27 protein-coding genes are annotated in these 22,679 nt (G+C 34.4%); 9 read left to right on the forward strand and 18 right to left on the reverse strand.

Features of this window, described 5'->3' with window-relative positions:
• Positions 1-9: 9 nt before the first annotated feature.
• The 18 genes from C6Y06_RS20400 to C6Y06_RS20655 all read right to left on the reverse strand — a co-directional run bounded on the left by C6Y06_RS20400 (position 10) and on the right by C6Y06_RS20655 (position 16,511).
• The gene (locus tag C6Y06_RS20400) at positions 10-534 is read right to left on the reverse strand and encodes a hypothetical protein (RefSeq protein ID WP_106037384.1); all 525 of its coding nucleotides are present in this window, start codon (positions 532-534) and stop codon (positions 10-12) included.
• Positions 531-1,193: a hypothetical protein gene (locus tag C6Y06_RS18205; protein ID WP_106037385.1), complete on the reverse strand. Its 663-nt coding sequence runs from the start codon at positions 1,191-1,193 to the stop codon at positions 531-533. Before C6Y06_RS18205 ends, C6Y06_RS20400 begins: the two co-directional genes overlap by 4 nt.
• A gap of 9 nt (positions 1,194-1,202) precedes the next feature.
• On the reverse strand, positions 1,203-1,589 hold the full coding sequence (locus C6Y06_RS18210) for a hypothetical protein (protein WP_106037386.1): 387 nt from the start codon (positions 1,587-1,589) through the stop codon (positions 1,203-1,205).
• Positions 1,590-1,602: 13 nt separating this feature from the next.
• Positions 1,603-2,064, reverse strand: coding sequence for a hypothetical protein (locus C6Y06_RS18215; protein WP_106037387.1), 462 nt, complete (start codon positions 2,062-2,064; stop codon positions 1,603-1,605).
• 45 nt (positions 2,065-2,109) lie between these two features.
• The gene (locus C6Y06_RS18220) at positions 2,110-3,216 is read right to left on the reverse strand and encodes a hypothetical protein (protein ID WP_223251484.1); all 1,107 of its coding nucleotides are present in this window, start codon (positions 3,214-3,216) and stop codon (positions 2,110-2,112) included.
• Between the two features lie 24 nt (positions 3,217-3,240).
• A complete protein-coding gene (locus C6Y06_RS18225; RefSeq protein WP_106037389.1) occupies positions 3,241-3,705 on the reverse strand; it encodes a hypothetical protein in 465 nt (154 codons plus the stop codon).
• 34 nt (positions 3,706-3,739) lie between these two features.
• Positions 3,740-4,879, reverse strand: a complete 1,140-nt coding sequence (locus tag C6Y06_RS18230; protein WP_106037390.1) for a hypothetical protein — start codon at positions 4,877-4,879, stop codon at positions 3,740-3,742.
• 18 nt (positions 4,880-4,897) lie between these two features.
• A complete protein-coding gene (locus tag C6Y06_RS18235; RefSeq protein ID WP_106037391.1) occupies positions 4,898-6,436 on the reverse strand; it encodes a hypothetical protein in 1,539 nt (512 codons plus the stop codon).
• An 18-nt stretch (positions 6,437-6,454) separates the two neighbouring features.
• Entirely contained in the window at positions 6,455-8,203 is a 1,749-nt protein-coding gene (locus tag C6Y06_RS18240) for a hypothetical protein (protein WP_106037392.1), read from the reverse strand.
• Entirely contained in the window at positions 8,203-9,207 is a 1,005-nt protein-coding gene (locus tag C6Y06_RS18245) for a hypothetical protein (protein ID WP_106037393.1), read from the reverse strand. Before C6Y06_RS18245 ends, C6Y06_RS18240 begins: the two co-directional genes overlap by 1 nt.
• A gap of 75 nt (positions 9,208-9,282) precedes the next feature.
• Positions 9,283-9,876 carry a hypothetical protein gene (locus C6Y06_RS18250; protein WP_106037394.1) on the reverse strand — a complete coding sequence of 198 codons (594 nt, stop codon included), beginning with the start codon at positions 9,874-9,876 and terminating at the stop codon, positions 9,283-9,285.
• Positions 9,877-9,925: 49 nt separating this feature from the next.
• Positions 9,926-10,381, reverse strand: a complete 456-nt coding sequence (locus C6Y06_RS18255; protein ID WP_106037395.1) for a hypothetical protein — start codon at positions 10,379-10,381, stop codon at positions 9,926-9,928.
• Positions 10,382-10,411: 30 nt separating this feature from the next.
• Positions 10,412-11,611, reverse strand: a complete 1,200-nt coding sequence (locus tag C6Y06_RS18260; RefSeq protein WP_106037396.1) for a hypothetical protein — start codon at positions 11,609-11,611, stop codon at positions 10,412-10,414.
• A gap of 14 nt (positions 11,612-11,625) precedes the next feature.
• Positions 11,626-11,817 (reverse strand): YonK family protein, encoded by a 192-nt coding sequence (locus tag C6Y06_RS18265; protein WP_106037397.1) that lies wholly within the window; start codon positions 11,815-11,817, stop codon positions 11,626-11,628.
• 1,138 nt (positions 11,818-12,955) lie between these two features.
• On the reverse strand, positions 12,956-13,231 hold the full coding sequence (locus C6Y06_RS18270) for an HU family DNA-binding protein (RefSeq protein WP_106037398.1): 276 nt from the start codon (positions 13,229-13,231) through the stop codon (positions 12,956-12,958).
• 222 nt (positions 13,232-13,453) lie between these two features.
• On the reverse strand, positions 13,454-15,985 hold the full coding sequence (locus C6Y06_RS18275) for an RNA dependent RNA polymerase (protein ID WP_106037399.1): 2,532 nt from the start codon (positions 15,983-15,985) through the stop codon (positions 13,454-13,456).
• Between the two features lie 12 nt (positions 15,986-15,997).
• The gene (locus C6Y06_RS18280) at positions 15,998-16,177 is read right to left on the reverse strand and encodes a hypothetical protein (RefSeq protein WP_106037400.1); all 180 of its coding nucleotides are present in this window, start codon (positions 16,175-16,177) and stop codon (positions 15,998-16,000) included.
• A 106-nt stretch (positions 16,178-16,283) separates the two neighbouring features.
• Positions 16,284-16,511 (reverse strand): helix-turn-helix transcriptional regulator, encoded by a 228-nt coding sequence (locus C6Y06_RS20655; protein ID WP_106037401.1) that lies wholly within the window; start codon positions 16,509-16,511, stop codon positions 16,284-16,286.
• Between the two features lie 133 nt (positions 16,512-16,644).
• On the opposite strand from C6Y06_RS20655, the gene C6Y06_RS18290 reads away from it, so the two are divergent.
• The 9 genes from C6Y06_RS18290 (at position 16,645) to C6Y06_RS18325 (ending at position 22,666) form a co-directional block, all read left to right on the forward strand.
• Positions 16,645-16,941 carry a hypothetical protein gene (locus tag C6Y06_RS18290; protein WP_106037402.1) on the forward strand — a complete coding sequence of 99 codons (297 nt, stop codon included), beginning with the start codon at positions 16,645-16,647 and terminating at the stop codon, positions 16,939-16,941.
• Positions 16,941-18,053, forward strand: a complete 1,113-nt coding sequence (locus C6Y06_RS18295) for an FtsZ/tubulin family protein (RefSeq protein ID WP_106037403.1) — start codon at positions 16,941-16,943, stop codon at positions 18,051-18,053. Before C6Y06_RS18290 ends, C6Y06_RS18295 begins: the two co-directional genes overlap by 1 nt.
• A 769-nt stretch (positions 18,054-18,822) precedes the next feature.
• Positions 18,823-19,143 (forward strand): hypothetical protein, encoded by a 321-nt coding sequence (locus C6Y06_RS18300; protein WP_106037404.1) that lies wholly within the window; start codon positions 18,823-18,825, stop codon positions 19,141-19,143.
• 240 nt (positions 19,144-19,383) lie between these two features.
• Complete coding sequence (locus tag C6Y06_RS18305) at positions 19,384-19,563, forward strand: hypothetical protein (protein ID WP_106037405.1); 180 nt, start codon at positions 19,384-19,386, stop codon at positions 19,561-19,563.
• A 136-nt stretch (positions 19,564-19,699) separates the two neighbouring features.
• A complete protein-coding gene (yonT, locus tag C6Y06_RS20660; protein WP_411265990.1) occupies positions 19,700-19,861 on the forward strand; it encodes a type I TA system toxin YonT in 162 nt (53 codons plus the stop codon).
• Positions 19,862-20,171: 310 nt separating this feature from the next.
• Positions 20,172-21,404 (forward strand): hypothetical protein, encoded by a 1,233-nt coding sequence (locus C6Y06_RS18310; protein WP_106037406.1) that lies wholly within the window; start codon positions 20,172-20,174, stop codon positions 21,402-21,404.
• 324 nt (positions 21,405-21,728) lie between these two features.
• On the forward strand, positions 21,729-21,971 hold the full coding sequence (locus C6Y06_RS18315; RefSeq protein WP_106037407.1) for a hypothetical protein: 243 nt from the start codon (positions 21,729-21,731) through the stop codon (positions 21,969-21,971).
• Complete coding sequence (locus C6Y06_RS18320; RefSeq protein ID WP_106037408.1) at positions 21,971-22,168, forward strand: hypothetical protein; 198 nt, start codon at positions 21,971-21,973, stop codon at positions 22,166-22,168. Before C6Y06_RS18315 ends, C6Y06_RS18320 begins: the two co-directional genes overlap by 1 nt.
• Before the next feature lie 57 nt (positions 22,169-22,225).
• Positions 22,226-22,666 (forward strand): hypothetical protein, encoded by a 441-nt coding sequence (locus C6Y06_RS18325; RefSeq protein ID WP_106037409.1) that lies wholly within the window; start codon positions 22,226-22,228, stop codon positions 22,664-22,666.
• Positions 22,667-22,679 lie beyond the last annotated feature (13 nt).

A 22,679-nucleotide genomic window follows, 5' to 3' on the forward strand; every position in this document is an offset into this window, starting at 1 on the left:
TGCTACTAATCATTTAGAAGCTCCGAACGTGAAAATCAACTTGTAACCAAGATGACCATCAGGTGGATTTGGAATAAGCAATCTCTTGTATGTAATCATTGAACCGAAGCCAGTGATGTTCCTATCGAATAAAAGATTACATATCCTATCAGATATCTTTGTGTTCCTGAATTCAGTTTCCTCAAATGTATCTATATGTGTGTAAACATCGATCATAATGTCTTGATTTAGGAGTTTATAGCTTTCATTTGGACTTTTAGGCGTACCAGATCCTAAGTATATGCACACTCTGCAAATGGGCTTAGAGTCGAGATCATCGGTTTTGGGCGCACGCTTAAACAGATTTGAATAGATAGGAGGGAGGGTGAGACCGCTATCTTCATCGACAGTAGGTTCATAATAGTTATCCAAAGTTTGGACATCTGGAAGATCAGATGAAAGGGGATCATCTTTATAATAGAGGAGGCGATTAACTTCTATATCATTCAGTATTTCTCTAAAAATATCCGTTATATGTTGAACCATCATACTCATTTGTTATCACTGACTTTCTTTTTTGCGATGAGTTTAATGGTGCCCACACCATCAATTACTTTTGAATAATCAATATCGTGGACAATATAATCTTCTGAATAAAATTGCGTTTTTAACCCAATTTTCAATTGAGGATTAGTAGAGTAGGGGAGAGTGATGTGCGCTTGGCCATCGGGAAGATTGATCGGTTGATCAGAGCCGTTAACTGATACAGTTCTCTCAAAAACACAAGGAATTTCAATCATTTCACCAGGTACAAGTTTTTTAATAGGTTTTCCAGTGATTTCATTGATCTTGCCAGTATCAATATTTATGTCTCCTGATGACAGCTTAATTGAGCTGTTACATTGTTTCATAGTTGCACTATCATTCATTTTATTATCATTCGGTCGAGAATTAACCAACCAATAAGAGCTGTCATACAAGATCAGGTCGCCCCGGTTCAATAATCCCAAAACTGTTATAATTTTTTTAACTTCACTATCTTGAGTTGTTTGGATAATAACATCAACAGGCTCATCATTTAATAAAACACTATAAGTTTCAGGAGAGTTCGCTAGTATCTCTTTGAAAATCTCATATTTATTTGCAGAAAACTCTTCGTTCTCCCATCCACTTAAATAGTTTGAAGAAGAACTCAAATACCAATCTTTAGACATTTAAGCACCTCATTCAAAGTTATTTGTTTTAAGTTTGTGCAATAAAGCATCTATTTCATCAGACAAATCTTCGTAGGCTCTATTTACTTGAGCTTTAGTATTCGCCAAGCCAGTTAATTGAATGTCTCTGCCGATTACATTGTTCAACTTTAAAGCTCGATCTCTATATCGACCTAAATGTTGTTTATACATAAGAAGCCCAAGCAGTTTAATTTTCGGTCTAGACATTTCTTCATTGAATTCCTCAGTAGAATCATCGTATTTGAGCGGTTCAAGATCAAGCTCATACGAAGCTAACGCCTCAATGAAAAACTGTTTCTCTAGACCTTCTGGAACTACTTCATTTGATTGAAATTTTGAATGAAATGAATTTAATACATCTTCATATCCAGCCATTATAATCTATCCCTTATGCGTCAAACTTAAAGCCAGTATATTCTTCGATGAACTTAATTTTGCTGTGATCATTGATTTTAGAATCCTTTGCAACTTCAAACAGTTGAGCTTTCTCAGAATCAAGTTTAATTGATTTTTTAACATTATCCTCAAATGATTTTTGAGTTTTAAGAGTTAAAATCTTTTTAATCGCTTCTTGATCAACAACATTTTGAGTAGAATCGTCACTTTCAAATCCTAAATGAACTCTCGTTTCTTTATCGTCAATATAAATCTTAGCGTGAGATCCAACCCCATCAGTTCCAGCAAACATTTTCACATTGTCATAAACTTGGGACTGAACTTCAGCTACAGTAATTTGTCTTACTCCGTTAGCAGGAAGTTTGAAATCTCCAGGAGACTCGAACTTTTTGAAGTACAAATCCCAAGAACATAAGTTTTTAATTTTAATTTTTTTATCTAAATCGATTGACATTATATCCCTCCGTGTTTATGGAGGGACTACGCCCTCCATTAAATATTATTCTGGTGTGATTTCGAAATTTTCATCTCGGATTAAGCCGATTTGATGTTCCATACCTTCAGCAACTCCAGCACCTAATTCCAAATCAAAGCGAGTAATTTCTGTGCCAGTGACCACATCATTACCTGTCATAGTTGAAATTCCACCTTTTTGGAATACTTGCAGTGGTGATTTAGCACCTTGAGGAATGAAGAACAGGAGGCCTTCTGGAAGGTAGGTTTTGAAGTTGTCCTTAGCTTTATTAAGCTCTGTCAAATTGTAGCTGTTTGGAAGCTCGACAATAGAAGATCCTTTGTATGTTTTCAATAAACCAGTTTTTCTGATCTCATCCATAACTGACTCGGGCAATTTTGCACTTGAAGCCTCTCCAGCTACAGCTTGGAATCCAGCAAAATCATTTAGCTGTGAAACGACAGAATAGTCTCCCACAATTGAAGGCTGACCAAATCTACGAATCTTCGTAATCGTGTCATCCACAGCGCTCTTAGCGATACCAGGGCTTTCTGAGAAATATTTTACGCCTTTAGCCTTTTTGATAGCATTAAACATTTCATTTACAACGTAGTACATCGCCTTATTCATCATGTCGATTTGAACCTGATCCATGCCTTCAGCGACCTTGTCGAGATTCCCACTCATAATTTCACGGTAATTTACTGCGTAACCAGATGAAATGGTTTGAGTAGCAATCGGGTATTCTCTCCAAGTTGTAGTTGCGAATGGAACATCACCACGAGCAGCTTGAAAACCGCTTCTAATCGATTCGTGTGCGTATGTGGTCATCATAGGCTGTTCATCATAGCCGATTGGTTTAAAATTACCCATGAAATCGAACAGTTTTAAAGCTGAAATTAGCTTAGGCTCAATTGCAAATCTTACAATTTGGTTGATTTCTGCCTTAGCAACTGGATTACCAGCTAGAGCTTGATCACCTAAATTTTTAACGTGCTTCATAGCAGCGTCCACTTTAGCTCCATTAAATTTAGATAAATCTTTACCAGTTGCAACCGCAGAAAAGATTTCTACAATTGGAGACTTAGTATTTAATTTAGAATGTGCAAAAACTTCAGAATCACGTCTTGCATTGTTTAATTCAATTTTCATCATTTAATTCCTCCAGCGATAGGATTAGCCCTGAACCGTAAGATAAAGTCCATTGCCACCGAATGTTGTATTTTCAAGCACTTTAAGTTTTACTTTATATTGATCATCTGTACCGTCAGATTTAACCCATTTTCCTGAGCCGTCAGCAGCAGAGACTAAAACATCGTTTTTAACAATGTTTTCGAAGTCAACCACAGTATCCTGACTAAGTTCGATTGGTAAACCAACGCAATCTGCTAATCGAAAAGCTCTTACAAACTCATCTTTCAAAACCTTGAAATCAGCTTTGCTTCTAATTTCAGGTTTGTCGATGATATTACCTACAACATAAATATCTCCTTTAGCAGCAGTAGCTGATGCAGGGGTAGGAGCTCTTCCTGTAGAATCGTCTGGCACAACTACATAACCAGGAACCAAATCTTTTGTAGCTTTACATCTTGGATTATTTCGCACTTGCTTAAAAGCGCCAATAGTTCCGAATTTAAACATTCAATTTCCTCTTTTCTATAAAAGTCTTATTTTATTAATAAAGTTCCTCAATAGTTACAGAAGCTTCATTACCAGTTTCGTTAATTTCTGAGTAAATGTCGTTCACGCTATTAATCTCATTTGATGTTTGTTTCATTCTTTGACTAATGTAAGATTGTGCAATAGCAGAGTTGATTTCTGAAACGATTTGGGTTTTTAACTCCTCAGTAGGGGAGGTTGAGAAGAGCTCAATTTTCTCTTTGGCAACAGATTTTTCTTCTTCTGTATACCGAGAAAGATGCTGGTTCAACTCTGTTTTCAGAGTTTCCTCTGTAACTGATTTTTTAAATTCTTTCAAAGAGTTAATTTCTGCATCAGCCTTTTCTTTGTCCTCTTTAGCTTTTTTAACTTCTTCATCTTTAGCCTCAGCTTTAGCTTTTTCATCTTTAACTGCTTGCACTGCTGCATTAAGTTCATTTGTTTTTTTAGTCAGTAATTCATTTAATTCAGCAACCTTAGCTTCTAGGGATTCAACATCCACTTTAAGTTTCTCGTTAAGTTCCACAAGGGCTTCTTTTTCTTTAGACAAGATTTTATCCTCCTTATTTTTACTGTTTAGCTCTAACAACACTGCTGTGTCATCTGCTGGATCAATGCCTAATATCGCATCTCCAGTAAAATCAAAGGTCATAGGGACACGACCTTCTTCTTTATAGCCACCTTCATATTCAATATTCGTTTTTCCTTCGACAGCAGATATTTCTACAGATGTCTCAGGAAAATCACCATCAAACATTTTCGACTTCAACCATTGGACAAATTTAGGGTATCTCTGGTTGTAAATGTAGCCTTCGCCAATGAGTACACGTTTTTGTTTCCCATTTACTTCAATAGAATCAATGTAGCCATTAGTTGTAACACCTACAACCGCACTATTCTCAAATAATGGTGTACCATCTTTGATTTCAGTTAGCCCATGTCCAAACGGCTCACTATTCTCATAATCAATAAACTCAACACATAGGGGCATCCCTTGAATAGAATCTAAGTTAGCTTTAATGTATTTTTCCAGCCAGGTGATACCGTTTTTATTGAATAGAGAGTTGTTCTCGTGTATTTCTAGGACTACCCATTTCAAATAAGTCCTACCATTAACTTTCTTGTTATTGTTAATTTCTAAAATTGCACTTCTCAAGTAAATTTACACCTCCTTTCAAGATCCCGAAGGTGTCCCGTTACTGTTATTAGTTTTAGATTTAATGGTATTCTCGTTCTGCGAGTCTATTTCTGGAGCGCCAGCTTTTTTATCTTTGCTTAGCGTGAATGATGTTTCATGGACAGGGTATTTCTCATCGAATTTTTCTTGTTTTTCGTATTCCATTAAAGATATATAAGCATCAGGATTCCAACCAGTTGCTGCAATCCATGCAGTCAAACTTCCACGACCACTGGTGTACAAATCTTTCATGTTTTGAACTTTTTCTTTTCTGTTAACGTGCGTGAGAGGGAGATAATAAACTTCAATAAATGATTTTGGATTCTTGATAATATTTGCGTTTATTACCTTATTGAATTCATTGGAGATTTGTTCTAACCAGGAGAATATTTGAGAGGAGACCATTTCGATATTCGTTGATTGAGAGGAGTAGTTTCCATCTTGACCATTCAATGCGGAACCTGCAAAGCCCAGGTTAGTTGATATCCTTTTAATTAATTCGTCTTCACCTTTAACTTTCAGAAAATCAACGTTGGTTTCAAGCTTATTTAGCTTAGTTCCTGATGCCAATGAGAAAAACTTATATCCAGTTAACCCATTTCTAGAGCTAAGAGCATTTTTGATGCTTATATGCTGTTGTTCTTGCTGTGTTTGAGAGAGGGAAGAAATACCTTTTTTTTCACCCTCAGGCAACGTTTGATAAATGAGGGTACTGTTTAGTTCATCTAAGATATTACGTTTCGTATCAACAAAATAATCATCATAAACCATATCAACAAATGCAGCTAACCCTATAGGTCGACCCCATTGATCTTCTATTCCTGCACTAGCTTTGTTCGCTATAGTTCTATTGTTGTCTAACACAATCCATCGTTTATTCAAATCCTTTTTATACTCGACATAACCTTGTCTAAACTCCTTCGGCCACCTTTTAAGTTTCAAGGATCTGCCGTTACCTGTGAATTTATCAAAGTAAGATACATTAAACGCAACCAAATAAGAAGAGTTCTTCCGACCAACAATTTTACAATAGTCAATAGGGAGCGTTAACACAGAACAATTAAAATCGTCTCTGTTATTGATTTCAGTCATCCCTTCAATTTCAAGATCACTAAGGGTAGAAGGGAAGGAATCGTCTCTGAAAGATTCAAAATAATGAAAAGAGGTTCCATAAGTACTCAGCTTTCTAATAATATCTCTTGCAATTTCTTTATCGTTTATCTTAGAAAGAGCTTTTGTATAGTCAGCTTTATCTGAAACGAAACTGTCATGAGAACTTGAATTTCCATAGACAACTCTATCCAAAGTTACGAGTGAAACCATATAATCAATCACATTTCGATAAATTCCGTTTAAATTGTAGAGATATTCTGAGGTTTCTCTGATTTGTTTATTGTGTCTATTGTGGTCTTTTAGCCATGATTTAACATTTTCGTAATTGAAGGAGCTAACAGAAGAAGAGTAGTAAAGAGAAAGGGGGATAGGGGATGATAAATCTGTGTTAAATTCAAACGACTCGCTTTTTTCCTTTTGCAATATTCCACCTCCAATCGTTTAATTGAAAAAGAAACCGAACGAATATTCATCGTTCGATTCCTCTTTTTCTAAAAATAAAGCAATATAATATAATGCATAAGCTATAGCACTGTATCTGTCTTTATCTATTCGTTTAACCACTTGCTCTACACTAAAGGAATTTTGATTTTTTTTAATTCTTAAGTTGGCAACCTCATCGATGAATAACTGTGTTTGAATACACGCAGCTTCTATCATCACATCATCTAAAATTCCTTTTTGGTTTTTAATATCATCATAAGCCTTTAACAGCTTCAACTTACCAGATTCTACATAGTCTAAAAATTGAGTGATGATGTCCTGGTTAATACCTTGTGATTTCAAATTGTAAACAATTTCAGGAGAGTTAGGAACATCAGGTTTTTGGTCAGTATTTATCGTAGCCCAACAACCTAATTCTTCGTTAGTTTCTGGATCAGTGACGTCTTCCAAAAGACGATCTATCAAGCCACTTCCCACGCCGTTACCATCCACAATAACTGCTTTAACTCTTGAAAGAGAAGTATCCTGATTACCTCCATAGTTTTTAAAAATCCGTTTAACAACTATAGACTGCTCTTTGAAACTAAGCCCATTGGGAGGTTCAATTATATTTACAACTTGAACTTGTCTAATCAGATTGTTGCTATTCCTAATGATCTTCAGGACAACAATTGCTGTTTTATTGTTGGATTCAGCCGCAGACCTTGCGACATCGACACCTATCACATATTCATTCAATAAGAAATTTTTGTTCTTATCTTTAGGGCACGAAAGTTCTGGCTGAGCTATTGTTCTAGCTTTAATGAGTTTACTGATATTGATGAGGGCTCCATCACTCGCACCTATCCAATCGCATAAGTAGTTTTGCCTGAAGCGAGTGACGTTTCCTTGTCTGGCTTTATTAATAGTTGACATTTTCTGTCTACCAAAATGAATCGGTATTCTCCAATCAGAACCAAACACAAACGAACCTTTAAGGTCGCCAGTTTCTTTAACCATGGTTAATATTTTTTCATACTCATCGGAGTTTTTGTAACCAGAAGTAGAAAAGCGGTTTATTTGACCGTTTAGCTCAGTTGGATCAATTTCACCAGTCATTGTAGTTCGAGGGATATTAAAAATAGGTTCAATGGCATCATCGTACAAATCTTTATCAATCAGTGCAGATTCTTCTAAAGAACCTCTTCTTCTACGAAGTCCTTTCGAGGACTGGGCGTTTGCGAGGTTGTCAATGATAGCGCCATTTTGAAATTCTACTCTACCCGAGTCTTTGGAAAAGTTCTCACTTTTAATCTCGTCCGACATAGCGGGGTAGAACCTTAAAATCTCATCGTGTTTTTCCTTCCAAATCTTAACCGCAGATTCTTTAGTGGAAGCTGTAATAGCCAATGTTATATTAGGAAAGCAAATAGCAGTATGATAAGCAACCATTATTTGAGTGAGAGTCTTAGAACCGCCACGAGGAATACAAAAATAATTTTGAGGGAAACGACTAAGTGTCCTCATCATTATTCTTTGATATAAATCGAGTTCGATGCCGCCGACATCGGGTTTGAGCATATCATAAAATATATCTGGATAAAACCGTATAAACGAGGTGAATTCAGCCCATTTGGAAATGTTCTTTTTGATGATGTTTTTCTCATCATCACGATCTAAGGGGGTTTCGAAAGAGGATTCGTATATATCGTTTCTATCGTTACTGTTCTTCTTATTTTTAGAAGTAAAGTTTTTATAGCTAGCCATTACTCATCTTCACCATTTTCATACAGTGGTTCGGTATAGACTTTCCCTAAATCCCTGAACACATTATTTCTTTCTTCTTTCGATTTTTTGATTTGATCATCAGTCAGACCCTTAGATTTGAAATGTTCTTCCAGCATTTCATCATAAAAACGATATACATCTTCATAATTGACAGGCTCTTTATCTTCCAATCTTCTGTAATAATTAATGATCGCCCAAATAATCAAATCAGCATCGTCATAGGGTTGGGCGGTCAACCGAGGAAGAAGGGGTATAATACCTAATTCTGTTTCCACAGCTTCAAAGAGTTGTGTGATAACATCAACACCGCCACTAATATCACTTTTACTAAGTTGTGAAACGTTGATCTTAGCGTCAGTAGCGGCTTTAGAAGCGAGTGATCCCCATTCTTTCGCTTCTTTAACATCGCCTCTTGCAGTGGCCATCTCTTCTTTGACACGAAATCTTATAAACGATAGCAAACCTTCAGTATGCAGTGCTGTTTTCTCGCCGTAGCTTCTTATCAATTTGACATATTTACGTTCAAATTGTTTGTACTCATCAAGAGTGTAACCGAATCCCCATTTATCAACCATATCATCTGTAATTTCTGTAGAGTAATCAGTTGATGAGGGGGAGGGAGGGGTGGTATCCGAATTTATGTTGTTCGCTTCAGTTTCTAAAAAACTATCTTTCCAACATGTTCCGTTGAATTGCTTTAACGAGTTGGCCATTGTGATGTAAGCACTGAACGTGTCTGTTTTTCTCTGGATGGCTTGCTCCCAGTACAACGGATCAAACTTTACATCCATTTGCTGAAGAGTGTTATATACTGTTTCCATGTCATCATAATTTATTGTTTTCTTTAAGCACGTTTTGCAAATTGGGAATTTCCCAACCTTTTCATATAATTTGTTTTTAGTGTTATAAAAACCGTTCATCTTGTCCTTTTCTTTTAGGCAATCTAAACATTTCAAACACTCTTTTCCTTTTTTTACTGGCACATATGACACCTCCAATTAAAAATAAAAACACACTTTACGAAACGCCCAGATTAACTAGACGTTTTAAAAATGCGCTTATGTAGAAGTAAAGAATCCACCTAAGATTTCAACATTTTTATTTTCTTTAATAATATTCAATTGTTTTTCACTGACAGATTCATCAATAAAAACCTTACCTCTTCTACCATTAAGCTGCTCAACTGTTAAAATGTATTCCGCCGCACCCAGAAATAGCGGATAGCCATTTTTCTCAAGGATTCTTTGGTATATTTCACGATATAGTTTAGCGATATGTGAAGTGCCCACAACAATCAATGCTCCTTCATCATAGCAGTAACTGAAGAGGATAGTGGTTTTTCCTTTGCCTCTATCGATTTTAGAATCAACTGATGTCAATTTCGGATGCGCTTCCCTGAATCTTTTATACAGGTCGGAGTCCACTAAACCAAATCGGAGATTTGTCTGATTTCCTCCATTGGAGACAAAGCTATTCCCACCAAAGGTGAGGGTGAGGGAAGGATCTTGTTTAAAAACAATTCCATGTAATTTTGATAGGGCATCATTAATCTCACGATCACATTTGTAACCAGTTTCCTTTAGCCTTGTTAGAAGTTTTAAGTGTTCACGCAAGAATTCAATATGTTCTTTGTTTTGGTTCTCAATCAACATTCATCATCCTCTTCATCATCATTAAATTAAATTAAAATTAAAGTTTTATTTAGTAATGTATTTTAAAGAATTCATCGTTAATTGGATTAACTTTAAATATTAAATCCATGCCAGAAATTTCTGCGACTCGACCTTTTAATTCAGCTCTTGAGATGATTTCTGCTTCATTGAATTCAAAAGAAATCTTTTGACCTAAGTTGTTTTTTGGAATGTAGCCCTCAGTTTCAGCAATTATTTTAAATTTATGTCCTGAGTTATTCTTTCCGATAGAAATACTTTCACGTTTTCCAAGCTTCGTCTCTAAAGAAGTGGGGGAATTGTGATCACCTAGAAATTTTAGAACCTCAAAATTCAAAAATGCATTTCTAACAAATATCAGGTATGTATCATGTTCATCGGAAAAGTAAATTTCTGTATCTTGAATTGCATTTAATTCGATTAGGGATTCTTCGGTATTCAAATCAAATAAATGCAAACTATAGCCTTCGTGCATGGCTAATTCCATATGTTTGCTCACTCCTTTTAAAATAATAGTTTATTTTCCGTCCTTGAAACGAATTATGTATGTAGCTTCAATTCCTTCATCATCAAATACCATGAACTTCTGTGAAGGCTTAGTTCCAAACCGCCCTTGCATAGCGTAGTCGTCAGCACCTACTAAAGCTCCATTAACAACTACAGTCGTGCTGCCGTATTCTTTTTCGTAATTGTGGTGAACGTGTCCACCGAATATGTAAGAAGGGATATAACCAAGTAATTGAGGTAAGCGTGTCACACATTGATCAACACGATCATAGTGACCATGCACAAACACTACTTCTTGATTTTTAATTTTTGTAGGGATGAAGCCGTCTTGTTCTTGCTCAATAGTGATATTCGGAATGTTTTTGAGGCGGGCTTCTAAGTACCAATTGATAAAGTACTCAAAGTTCTCTTTGATTCCAACATCATTTTTAGAAGGGGAGAGGCGACCGTGGTTTCCAGCGACGCTATAGAATTTAACCTGCTCAAACTCACTAGCGAATGCTGCCAAAATTTCAGCTAATGTTTCAGTAACATACTGAGTTTGCTCAACAGAGTCAGTGTTAGCTTGAACTCTTGTTGAAACATGAATCAATCCGCCGATTAAATCACCAAGATTGGCAACATGCAGAGTTGAAATTCCGTTTGTTTTTCCATGTTTAATAACGTCCTGTGCTAATTTTTGAACTCTTTCATTGAAAACTTGTTCGTTGAAGGTGTTAATACGATTATCGATATCCATTCCAAAATGCCAGTCACTGAATAATGCTAGACCGTGCTTATCAGAAGTTGAAGGGGGAGGTGGAGAGAATGTAAGAGGGCGCTTTTTCTCTAATTCCAAAATTGCTTCAGTCATATCATCACGGATACGATCGAAGCGAGCAGAGTTTCTAATCTTCTTTGTGAACTCTCTATTCTGATCACGTCTACGGACTTCCGCTTTAGCAGCTTCAATTTTAATCTCATCATATTTGTCAACAATTTCTTGATCAAGATTCTTGTTTACATGGTAATCAGCCCATCTGCGGTATTGAGCAAAGTCTTTACGCCATTTACTTTCTCCATAGTTCTCACCAGATTCTTCATTTAGCAAATCTCTAATAACAAACTTGTCGATTTTATAATCGTGTTTATTTGTATGTAATCTAATAAAATAGTCGTCAAAGCTTTCGTCTTTTCCACGTTGTAATTCTGGATTTGTAATTACGCTCATTAACTCACCAACCTCTACTCTTTGTCTTTAACAGGCAAATCATTTTCTTCCTTAATTGTAATGCTGATCTGTTTTCCATTAAATTCAGATAAAATTTCTTTAAAGTCGTATGGAAGTTCCTCGTTACTTTTAACTTCGATCACTTCCATAACATCCATATCGAAAAATCCTTTTAAATTAACTTGATTAGTTTTTTTACTCGCCATTATATAACCTCCAAATAGTATGTAATTTTTATTTTAAACCGAATAAATTCCTTCGGATGTCCATTGCCGACACATTGGAACACCCGAAAAAGGAGAGAAGAAAGGGGAATAAAAAGAAATGTCGGAAGGGTGCTGGGGAAACACCCGAAGGAATTTACTAACTAAAATAACCTCTTTACACAGGAAAGAGGTGGGGATAAAACTGATTTAATTAACAACAAGGGGATGCGGACGAGGATTTGCACCTCGCATGTCAGCCGAGCTTTCTGACTCACGAGTTTTTTAGCGGGTTCACTCCCGATTCTCCTATGCTTTCGCACATGATAAGCGTCTACCTATTCCGCCACCGCATTGCCAATTCGAAACTCCTCATGGACAGGAATACACACAGTACTCTTACTAAATTTTAGCTAACCCACAAGTCAGACAGTCGCAATTTCTTGCGCTGTAGAATTACCAAGTGTAAGTTATACAAGTAGCTACTCTGTCATAAGACATGGCATCTTAGATACCGAGTTGTGTACTATAGAAATCAATGATATTAAGTAGAAGAAAGGTAAGACCCTCGATAAACCTTTCCTGAGACAAATCCTGTCTTACTTGTCAGGTCACACACCTTATCTACATATATTGCGTGTAGATCGCCAATCTCTTATTCTGCATGCTTTTTTCTATACCTCGTGTGAGAAGGTACATGCTTGGGAAAATGTAGTTTAAAAGAAGCTCGGACGCATCCAATCACCTTAAGTGAAGGCCGAAGCTCAACACCGCAATTAGTTTTAATTATCGAGCAAATACCTCCTAAAATAAGTCTCTGCTAGGATACAGTCGCATTTGAGCGTGAAGACTTATTGGCATTTGTAGCCCGATAATATTCATTTGGTATAAGTTGAAGAGGGGGAGTCCAAACCTATATAAATGAATATTATCCGACTCAGGAGTAGCCATCTCCTTAAATGTGAGTCAGAACTATCTTATGAAAGGGAGTGAGACAGTTTGGAGAATAAAGTTGCACAGGGTAGTCAACCCACTAATGACTATTATTCTATTAATAATCATTAGTCAGCCACGAATACCCACATATTCGTGAAAGACCTTTAATATTGCAGAAGCATGTTATTTATTGATTTGAATAAAATTAACCTTTTACAGCATCTTTGAGTGCTTTAGCAGCTTTAAATTTTGGCGCTTTTGTTTCAGGAATATCAATTTCTTCACCTGTTTGAGGGTTGCGACCCTTGCGTGCAGCACGAGTGGTCACTTCGAATGTGCCAAACCCAGCGATCTGAACTTTACCTTCTTCTTTAAGAGTAGATTCAATTGCATCAAATGTTGTTTCAACAACTTTTGCAACTTCCTTCTTTGCTAATCCTGTCTTTTCAACCACTACTGATACTAATTCTGTTTTATTCATTAATATTCCTCCTGATTATATATGTAATTTGTATTTTAAAAATGGGGAGGGGAGATATACTAACCTTTTTAATTTGGATATTTGCTTTTTACCTCCCTTAAGACGATTATCTCCAAAAGTGGTCTAAACCCTTGCGGCTGTAAGGTTGAAGCCACTTTTCACTAGGTTTATTTTTGCACAAAAACGCTGTATCCCTTGTGGCTCTAAGGCTCAAGGCACTTCCTAAACCGTCATTCTTGTCCTAGACGCATATGATTTCTGTCTTTTTCTATGTTTTTCTTTTTCAATTATGACTGAGCACTTTGAACAAAAACTAGAGTTGTTCGAGGTGGGCTTGTACATTTGTCCGCACTTTACACAACCTTTGAAAGTTTTTAAATTCCTTTTCAAATTATTGAGTATGGTTTCCCCAAAACATTCCCACAGCGTTGCTTTATATCTACTTTTCTTTTTGTATAGATGTTTTACAAGAACATCTACCACATACTGTTCATCACTATTTATTTCAAGTAGCTTATCTCTAATGAGTTTGTAAACGTACAATTTCTGATTTGGCTTAGTTTCTTCATTATTAGCAAGCCATTTTTTATTGCGATCGAGCTTTATGTATTCATTAACCAATTCTTCGTCTTCTTTGATACGTTTATTTCTTAATAAGAAGTTGTAGTCGAAATTTCCTGCTACAGCTTTGAAGTTAATCCTATCAGTTGGAATGATATCATCTAGTTTATTTACTGTGCTCTCATTTATAGGCTGCACAGATGAGATATCTTTATCTTTAGCATGAACAAAGAAGAAAGGTACTTTATCTTTTATGTAATTTTTAATTTGTTTATCAACATTGTCTGGTCTTGTAGGCATAAACAATGTTTTTGCATAGTCAATAGCGAAGTTATTTTCAGCGCATAGCCATTTGATAACATCAATATTAACTGAAGAACTGTTCCAGATCTTCGTTATATTGTTACTATACTCGCCAATATTAACTGCATAGGCATTTGTTAGAGATTCATAGAGATTTTCACTATTAATCATCTGTTTGTTTGCAACACCCATTTCATAATAAAGGGGGACGATGTCAGCAACATGCTTCTTTGCAATATTAACAAAGAATGTATCTGATATGATCAGCGCTTTATCTCCGTCATTGTCAAACTGGAGTAATTTTGAGATCGGATCATGAACACTTGTATAAACTCCTTTAGTGATAAACCAGTCATCTAAAAGCTCATTTCTAACATTCTTTCTAATACCATGCTCACGATAAAGATGAGGGGAGCGAAGTACATCAATTTCTCCTTCATCATAAATCGCACAGTAAACGTTGTTACCGTCCAACAAACCATTTGGATGTTCAATTCCTAGAAAAAGTTTTTCACAAAAAGCGTATAAATCAGGGCAGAGATACGTATATTTGGAGTTTTCAATCTGCAACTTGCCTGATTTTGCGTCTTTTACAAGACTCTTTTTCTTATTCTTAATGGTTTCTTTGACATGATCATCATTCAATAGTTGAGGATAGAGAAGTAATGCGTTTTGCAAAGGCGATTTGAATTTTCGATTCTCAGCAGCCCCCATAATTTTTAACATAATATCTCTATCATTACCGATAGCTTTTATTTCCTCAACAGTTTTGTTACTAATAGACTTGAGCTCATCATGAGTAATATCAGTAAGGGTTTGAAGCATTTGATATGTAAGTTTTCCCTCAACTGAAGGATCTTCTTCATTTAATTTTGCACCTAGGCAACCGTACAGAACAAACTTTTCTTGATATTCGCTCCAAGACCTATAATATTTCCACATCTTAAATTGTGATTTAGTGAAAATAATCTGGATATCATCTTTCTTAATATCCCATACCTTACCGTATATGTCTGTAATTTGTGTTTTGTTATGTGTTTCTGCAAAACGATGAAAGTCGAAGGGCACTAACAGTCCTTTAACCCACGGCAGTCTGACCATAAAGCTTTTACTACTGAGCTTAGGTGATATAATTCCACAACCATCCGTATGTTCAATAGGAATGTTCATTGTCTTTCTAGTAATCTCATATGTGTTTCTATCAATGTAATCAACTTCACTCATTACATTAGTCTCTAAGTCATCAACAACAACAGTTTTACTAATATCAATATCCCAATGGCTGCTGGCACTATTCGATAAAGCAAGGTAAGCATTCCATTTATTGATGTTCATCCCACCATTAGAATTGATATCTTCAAGACTAAGGCCACATGTTAAAGCATTTTCAAATTTATCGTATGTAGATTTCTTAATAAAACAAGCTTTTTTCGTTCGTATTTGCCCAGCTGAACTTGTAAAGTAAACATAAAGTTCATTGTTATGTACAAAACCTTTATCAAGAATACTCTTGAAAACCTGAAAGTGGTAAACCTGAACCACAATTACATCATCAGAAAAATTGTTTTCTTTTATACCTAGCGTGCGAGTCATAACTGAATCAAACATAGCGATCTTTTTATTGTCAGTTAATGTGTCGGCTCTAAGCATTCGTACACTTTCATGTTCACTGAAGGCTTGGTTTAACTCCTGTTTTAATTTAGCGATTCTGTTTTTTATGTATTTCTTATTTTTTTTGGTGTCCCCATTATGTGTTTTAAGCAAATCTCTATATCTATAAGACTTTAAAATCTTTCTATGTAATAAATTTTCACGATCATTATAAAAACTCGAAGTATCGAGACTATAAATAAATACTTGTTTGCTTAAATCATTTGTTTTTCTCCCCAAAAGCGCTCTCCTCTATTTGTTATTTTGTCTTTGAATATGTAATGCCAATCTTTTAAATAGTGTAGAAGACTCGTCCATTTTGCCAAACCATTTTAAGTCTTCGTAAAATGTGTTCTCTTCTTGAGAAGCAATACCATTAACAATCCGATACTCAAGAAGTTCAATAATGTCCTGCTTGTTACATGATCCCAATAAATCACCTCATTTCAATTTGCTATAAGGTGATTGTATATGTAATTTGTATTTTAGTCAATATAAAATAAATGTAATTTGTATTTTATTAAGAGAGACTGATTACTCAGTCTTCAATAATTGAGAAGAGATCGTGTATTTCGCATTCCAACGTTTTACATAATGCTAAAGCGTAAGGAAGTGATGGGGGATTAGAACAGAAACCTTCATCGTTATTATTACACCAAATAGAAATTCTACTGGAGTTAGTGCCTATTTGGTCAGCCAGCCACTTCTGTTTAATGCCTTTAGAGTTTAGGTAGTCCTTTAATTTGCTTCTAACCTTATATTTCATAATATCACCCAATGAGAATTTTATATTATGTGTTGTCTTTATTCAAATGTTCAATTAAATTCACTTAAATAGATAAAAAAAGTTGTCTATATAGATAAATTTTGTTACTCTATCAGTGGAGGTGCAGTATGACATGACATATTTTGATGAAGTCGTTGCCAGATTAAATATTGATGATGTATCACTGTTAACATTGCTGCAAGAATGCGGAGCGAACAGGCTAATAAAAGGAATGACAAAAGAAGACTTCAAGATCGAATCAGTTAAACTAGATACTCAATTTTCAGAAGCGACTATAAGATCATCATTAAGTAAACTTGAGGCATTGTTGCTTATTGAAAGAGATTCATCAAGTAAGCACCATAAATTTATAATTACTTCATATGGAATTATGGCCTTAGAATATCATTTGGAAGGGGAAATGGTTTAATGTACGGATTTGTTGGAATTGGTCAATGTGGTGGGAGTATTGCAGATGAAGCAATGAAAAGAGGATATTTCAGTATTGCTGTCAATTACTCTAGCTCAGATTTAAATAGTTTAGAAGTTGTTGAAGACAAACTAAAGCTAGTTGGATCCGAAGGTGTAGGCAAGGATAGGGAAGCAGCTATAAATTACTTTAAAAATAACTGGGAATCATCTGTTGAATTTATTAAAGAAGCAATGGAAAAGCCATCGATTCAAGTAGTGTTCGTAGTCTTTTCAACAGCTGGAGGTACAGGATCAGGAATTGCACCAACATTAATAGAATTATTAGATGAATATTTGGATAACAAAACCGTAGTTGCTGTACCAGTCATACCAGATCAAGGTGAAGTAATATTGAATCAATTAAACACCGTTGAATGCCTTCAGGCACTGTCAGAAAAACAATTGAATGTAATTCCCCTAGACAATTTTAAAGTGTCTCAAAAAGGCATTAAATCGTTCTCAGAGCCTATCCTATATCAAAAGGTAAATAAACAATTTATTGATATGCTTGAAGAGGTTGAAGGGTATACAAACCTTCCGTCTAGCTACAGTACATTAGACATGAAGGACTTAAACCAAATTTTCAATACTCCAGGTGTGACAGTGATTTCGAAAATGGATTTATCTGATTATAACAAAGGAAAATTCGCAAACACTCTACATGACGATATTAAACAGTCATGGCAGCAATCCATTTTTAGCGCAGACACTTTTGATTCATTAGTTAAAGCTGGTGTTATTATAGACGGTAATGCAGATTTAACTGATCAGATTAGCTTTAAGAGACTTTTCAGTGAGGGTGAACCATTAGATTTATTTAAAGGATATTATGATACTGGTAAGAATCAAGTGATTTCAATTTTAAGTGGACTAGGATGGATTAACGACAGAATGAAGCAATTAGATGACCTGATTGAATCAAGAAAAGTTGAACCGGTAAAAGAAGAGGTATATGTTCCAAAATTTAATTCAAAGTCAGCATTTTTAAAGCAGCAGACTAACACTAACAAGGGTGAGAAACAAGTGAACAAAGGAAGTTACTTAGATAGACTTAAATCATTAAAGAAATAAAATGAGTGAGATGGTCAATTGACTGTCTCATTTTTTGTTATCGTAAATTTTTTAGGCCGATATCGTAAAATTGATCAAAAGGAGAAAAAACACAGTGATAGCAATAGGTTTGACGATTATATGATGACTATGAATGGTGAGTGATCGTAAAGTTGTTGTGGGAGTAAGGAAAAGTGGACAAATTTAGAGGAAATCGTGAAAAATGAGTGAGTAGAGGAAGGGGGAAACGTTGATATATAAGGCGTTTACGATAGCAAGTACGATAGAAAATAGGCTAAAATCGATAAAATATATAGGGTGTGGAAATGGAAGTGCTATGGGCACATTTGTTCTTTGTTTTAGCGTTTTGGATGTTAATATACCCCCTCCATATGGTAATAGATGGTTATGAATACGTCTTATAATTATAGTTATAATGCAGATTCCTTTGTGAGTCTGCTTTTTTATTTGAGGCAAACTGAATGCACAATTAAATAGAAAAATCAATACTTTATTCAATTAAATTTAAAATTTTTTAAAAAATGATGTGATTTTAAAGTTTTGTTCCATTATGCGGAACTCTTCGTATGAATAACGTGGGTCAGGAAATCGAAGTGTTATTTTTATGAATAATATTGCGTCCACTATATCACGTTTAGCAATTCACAGAAAGTAAAAGTTACATTATAAAAATACAAATTACATACATAATAACTTGACAAAAGTACAAATAACATATATAATATAAATATAGGAAGTGGACGAGTACGTATTAAAGGGAGGAATAAAAATGAAAAAGAAAATTCATTACTTCAATACATATTGTGTAGATAATTTAACTGATAAACAATGGAACGAAGATATCTCTAAGCATTTATTGAAATACAAGGAAATAGAATGCTACTCAGATGAAAGGCTACCTATTAATGAATTTGAGGCTTTAATTGCTCATGGATATAACTTTTGGGTAAAGCAGATAAACGATGCTCCTTATTACTATAGTGATTGCATACTAGTTGATATAACATTGATGTATACTAATAAAGCTATGTCATTTTACATTGATAAAGAATATTTAACAAATAAGATATATACGAAAGTAGCAGTGTAATACCTTTACCAAATCAATTCTAAGCACACTCACAGCCTCATACAAAGGTTTAAATTAATCACACAACTAATTAATCTAATCACTTATATAACAACGTACAAACAAATTTAAAGATGAGATAAAAATCATCAAATTAAAATACAAATTACATATATGTTATTGTTTAATATCTGAAGTCATGCTATAATATAAACATAAGATAAAAGAAATAAATAAAGTACATAAAAGGGGATAACCATAATGACAATTAAAGTAACTGAAGATCAAATTTATGAAGTTGAAAATCAGAAAGTGTTTGGTGAATATCTTGTTAGAAGAATTAATATGAGTGAGCTTGAGGTTATAAAGAATGGAACTATAGTTTTCAAAGGTGAAGATTTTGAAGTGGCAGAGTATTTCAGTTTCCAAAATGAAGTCTAATAATGTTATTAAAACACTTTTAAGTCCAAACTTGAGAGTGTTTTTTATTTGATTATTAAAGTGCAAATTACATACATTTTCAAGAATATATGTTATAATATAAGTATGGAAAGGAGGTGCAAAAGTGCTTGAAAAGGTGACTATAATAATGGCTTTACTAATCAGTCTTACTACAGTCTTAATCAATATGCTTGTGATTATTGAGAAGGTTGTCAGTATCACTAAAAGTATAAGCCAAAAGAAAAAGCGTACACGTAAGCGACCTAGGTCAAGGACACGCAAACGAATACGCCATTAAACATCATTAGACATTGGGAGATAATTCTCCCTTTGTCATCTATATTATAGCACCTTGCAGCACTTTGTAAACATATATGAAGCATAAACAAGTATTGTATTCACTTACAACATTTGGTATCACATTCATTGTATTCTGGCTTATAAAAGGGTTATTCAGCAGCAGCACACAATCCATTATTACTTGGACATATGCTATTGCTACATTGATTCTTATAATCACTTGGTTGTCTTACTTTGTATTTAAAGGTTTTAAACGGTGAGCGGTAGCTCAGCTCGCCATACATAAAATTTTGAATAGGGGAGAATGAATGTCAAAAGTAAAAATTATTGATTCGATTATGGGAAGTGGTAAAACAAGTCTAATGATTGATCACATGAATGAATCACCTTTAGATAAGCATTTTATTTTCATCACTCCATACCTGGATGAAGTATCAAGAATTAAGAAGTCATGTAGCAACAGAAAATTTCATGAACCAAAAGTTCACTCAGAAAAGGGAGAAGTATTATATAAGATTGATTCCTTTCATAAGCTGCTTTCAGAAAACAAGGATATAGTTGCAACTCATGCATTATTTAGTATGTCTGATCAAACAACTAAAGAACTGATATACTCAGGCAATTATACTTTAGTGCTGGACGAATCAATGGAAGTGATTAAAAAATTCAATATTTCTAAAGATGATTTAGATATGTTGTTTAAAAACAACTGGATCATTAACAACAACGGAAAGATATTGTGGAACTCTGAGAATGAGGAAAAATTGAATAGGGAATACAAAGGGGAGTTTCAGACATTAAAGAAGCTGGCCAAAAGTGATAATTTAATCTATCACAATGAGTCTGTTTTGTTCTGGGAATTCCCTAGTGATATCTTTGAGAAGTTTAACGAAGTGTACGTTTTAACATATTTGTTTAGTGCTCAGATTCAGAAATATTACTTTGACTTACACAATATCAAATATGAATTATTGTCGGTTATTAAAGAAAATAAAAATTACAAATTAATTGAGCATAACGAGAGCCTAGATCAAAAGATTAAAGCTGCTTTGAAGAGTAAGATAAACATCTATGAAGGGGATCTGAACAAGGTAGGTGACGACTATTATGCATTGTCTAAGAATTGGTTTGAAAGTAGAACAGTGTTACATAAGCGGTTAAAAAACAACATCTTAAACTATTACCAAAATATCATTAAGTCTAAATCAAACGAGAATCTATGGACAACCTTTAAATCACATAAAGGAAAGTTGAGTGGCAAAGGATATACTAAGGGATTCTTAGCGTGTAATGTTAAGGCTACAAACGAATACAGTCACAAAAAGTCATTAGTTTATTCAATAAATAGATTTGTTAATCCAGCAATTAAGGATTTTTTTAAGCAGAATAACATAGCGATAGATCACGATATTTACGCATTATCAGAGATGATTCAATGGATATGGAGATCAGCAATAAGAAATAATAAATCAATCAACATTTACATCCCATCATCTAGAATGAGACACCTCTTAGTTAAGTGGTTAGAAAATGACCTATGAAAAAAAAAGCAATAAACCATTTTGAAAACTCAACAGACACAAGGGCTTTTACCGATCTCCTGTAAAAGAAAAGAAGTTAAAATTATATATAATATATAGACTAAAAATAAGACCTTGGGGTGCTGACTTTGGTCACTTCAACAAGTTGAATTGCCCTTTCGTCCTACACCACCCCAAACCCCTCATAGGACGTAATAAAATACTTAATAAAATTAAAAATAACATACAAAAAGTATTGATTAAAATACAAATTACATATATAATAAAGACATAGAGAAGAACGGAATCTAATCAAACAACAGAAAAAGAATGGAGAGAATTATAATGGCGATAAATGTAACAATTCATACCTCAGTTTTGAATCATAGTGGAGTTTGCGAAGGATATAAATACAATAAGCTTAAATTAAAAGAAACTGGAGGGAGACGTTTATATTTCGCTGCTATTAATAACGGTATTAGAATGACTACACTTCGTAAATTAATGAAATTAGAAAATGGACAAGTTTTTGTGAGTTTTGGAAACAAAAAATATGAAATAGGATCATATGAGGAGGTAAAGAACTAATGAAATATTTTGCTAATTTCAACTTTGTGAGAATCGGTGAATTTTCAACACTAAAAGAAGCACAACAAGAAATAGGGAAACATCAAGAATTTTTCAAATCAAAATATACAAAAAAAGGCACTCCAAAAAGTAGTTATTCTCAATTGAAACGATTCGCAATTAGTGACAACAATGGTGATTTATATTACATCTATTAAGCAGTAAGCGAATTCAATAAAATGAATATTTTAATCGAAATGGAGAAGGTAAAGATGATGTTAATTAAACAAAAAGGCAACAGATACTACAGATACAGCTGGGCTCAAATGAGAAGTTTTCCAATTAAAAAATCAGAAGCATTGGAACTAATCAAAAATGGTGAAGCTGAAATAGTCGAAGCCTTTATTACTGATCCTACACCCCAACCAATCGAAGCAGATGAAACGAAACAAGCAATTCAAGAGGTTCAAGAAGAAGTGGAAACAACAAATGTTGTAAGTCTAAATTCAATTAGAGAAGCGAAAAATGAAATAGAAAGCATCACAAAAGCAAAAGAACATTTCACAAAAAATATATTGCCTAATCTTAATTCGAATGAAATGAAAAATCTTATAAACCTTTCATCTAAAAAAGATATTGAAGGCTTTCAAGAAGAGATGATGAGGATTGTGTTGAGGATGAGTCTTGAAGAATCGACCAAAAAACTTATGATATAAAACTATATAACCA

This window comes from Bacillus sp. MZGC1, from assembly GCF_002998605.1.
Classification (GTDB): Bacteria; Bacillota; Bacilli; order Bacillales; family Bacillaceae; genus Bacillus.

Excerpts from the sequence above, each read along its gene's own strand:
- C6Y06_RS20400 (WP_106037384.1), bottom strand. The coding sequence starts at position 534 with ATGAGTATGATGGTTCAACATATAACGGATATTTTTAGAGAAATACTG.
- C6Y06_RS18205 (WP_106037385.1), bottom strand. The coding sequence starts at position 1,193 with ATGTCTAAAGATTGGTATTTGAGTTCTTCTTCAAACTATTTAAGTGGA.
- C6Y06_RS18210 (WP_106037386.1), bottom strand. The coding sequence starts at position 1,589 with ATGGCTGGATATGAAGATGTATTAAATTCATTTCATTCAAAATTTCAA.
- C6Y06_RS18215 (WP_106037387.1), bottom strand. The coding sequence starts at position 2,064 with ATGTCAATCGATTTAGATAAAAAAATTAAAATTAAAAACTTATGTTCT.
- C6Y06_RS18220 (WP_223251484.1), bottom strand. The coding sequence starts at position 3,216 with ATGAAAATTGAATTAAACAATGCAAGACGTGATTCTGAAGTTTTTGCA.
- C6Y06_RS18225 (WP_106037389.1), bottom strand. The coding sequence starts at position 3,705 with ATGTTTAAATTCGGAACTATTGGCGCTTTTAAGCAAGTGCGAAATAAT.
- C6Y06_RS18240 (WP_106037392.1), bottom strand. The coding sequence starts at position 8,203 with ATGGCTAGCTATAAAAACTTTACTTCTAAAAATAAGAAGAACAGTAAC.
- C6Y06_RS18250 (WP_106037394.1), bottom strand. The coding sequence starts at position 9,876 with ATGTTGATTGAGAACCAAAACAAAGAACATATTGAATTCTTGCGTGAA.
- C6Y06_RS18255 (WP_106037395.1), bottom strand. The coding sequence starts at position 10,381 with ATGGAATTAGCCATGCACGAAGGCTATAGTTTGCATTTATTTGATTTG.
- C6Y06_RS18260 (WP_106037396.1), bottom strand. The coding sequence starts at position 11,611 with ATGAGCGTAATTACAAATCCAGAATTACAACGTGGAAAAGACGAAAGC.
- C6Y06_RS18265 (WP_106037397.1), bottom strand. The coding sequence starts at position 11,817 with ATGGCGAGTAAAAAAACTAATCAAGTTAATTTAAAAGGATTTTTCGAT.
- C6Y06_RS18270 (WP_106037398.1), bottom strand. The coding sequence starts at position 13,231 with ATGAATAAAACAGAATTAGTATCAGTAGTGGTTGAAAAGACAGGATTA.
- C6Y06_RS20655 (WP_106037401.1), bottom strand. The coding sequence starts at position 16,511 with ATGAAATATAAGGTTAGAAGCAAATTAAAGGACTACCTAAACTCTAAA.
- C6Y06_RS18290 (WP_106037402.1), top strand. The coding sequence starts at position 16,645 with ATGACATATTTTGATGAAGTCGTTGCCAGATTAAATATTGATGATGTA.
- C6Y06_RS18295 (WP_106037403.1), top strand. The coding sequence starts at position 16,941 with ATGTACGGATTTGTTGGAATTGGTCAATGTGGTGGGAGTATTGCAGAT.
- C6Y06_RS18300 (WP_106037404.1), top strand. The coding sequence starts at position 18,823 with ATGAAAAAGAAAATTCATTACTTCAATACATATTGTGTAGATAATTTA.
- C6Y06_RS18305 (WP_106037405.1), top strand. The coding sequence starts at position 19,384 with ATGACAATTAAAGTAACTGAAGATCAAATTTATGAAGTTGAAAATCAG.
- C6Y06_RS18310 (WP_106037406.1), top strand. The coding sequence starts at position 20,172 with ATGTCAAAAGTAAAAATTATTGATTCGATTATGGGAAGTGGTAAAACA.
- C6Y06_RS18315 (WP_106037407.1), top strand. The coding sequence starts at position 21,729 with ATGGCGATAAATGTAACAATTCATACCTCAGTTTTGAATCATAGTGGA.
- C6Y06_RS18320 (WP_106037408.1), top strand. The coding sequence starts at position 21,971 with ATGAAATATTTTGCTAATTTCAACTTTGTGAGAATCGGTGAATTTTCA.
- C6Y06_RS18325 (WP_106037409.1), top strand. The coding sequence starts at position 22,226 with ATGTTAATTAAACAAAAAGGCAACAGATACTACAGATACAGCTGGGCT.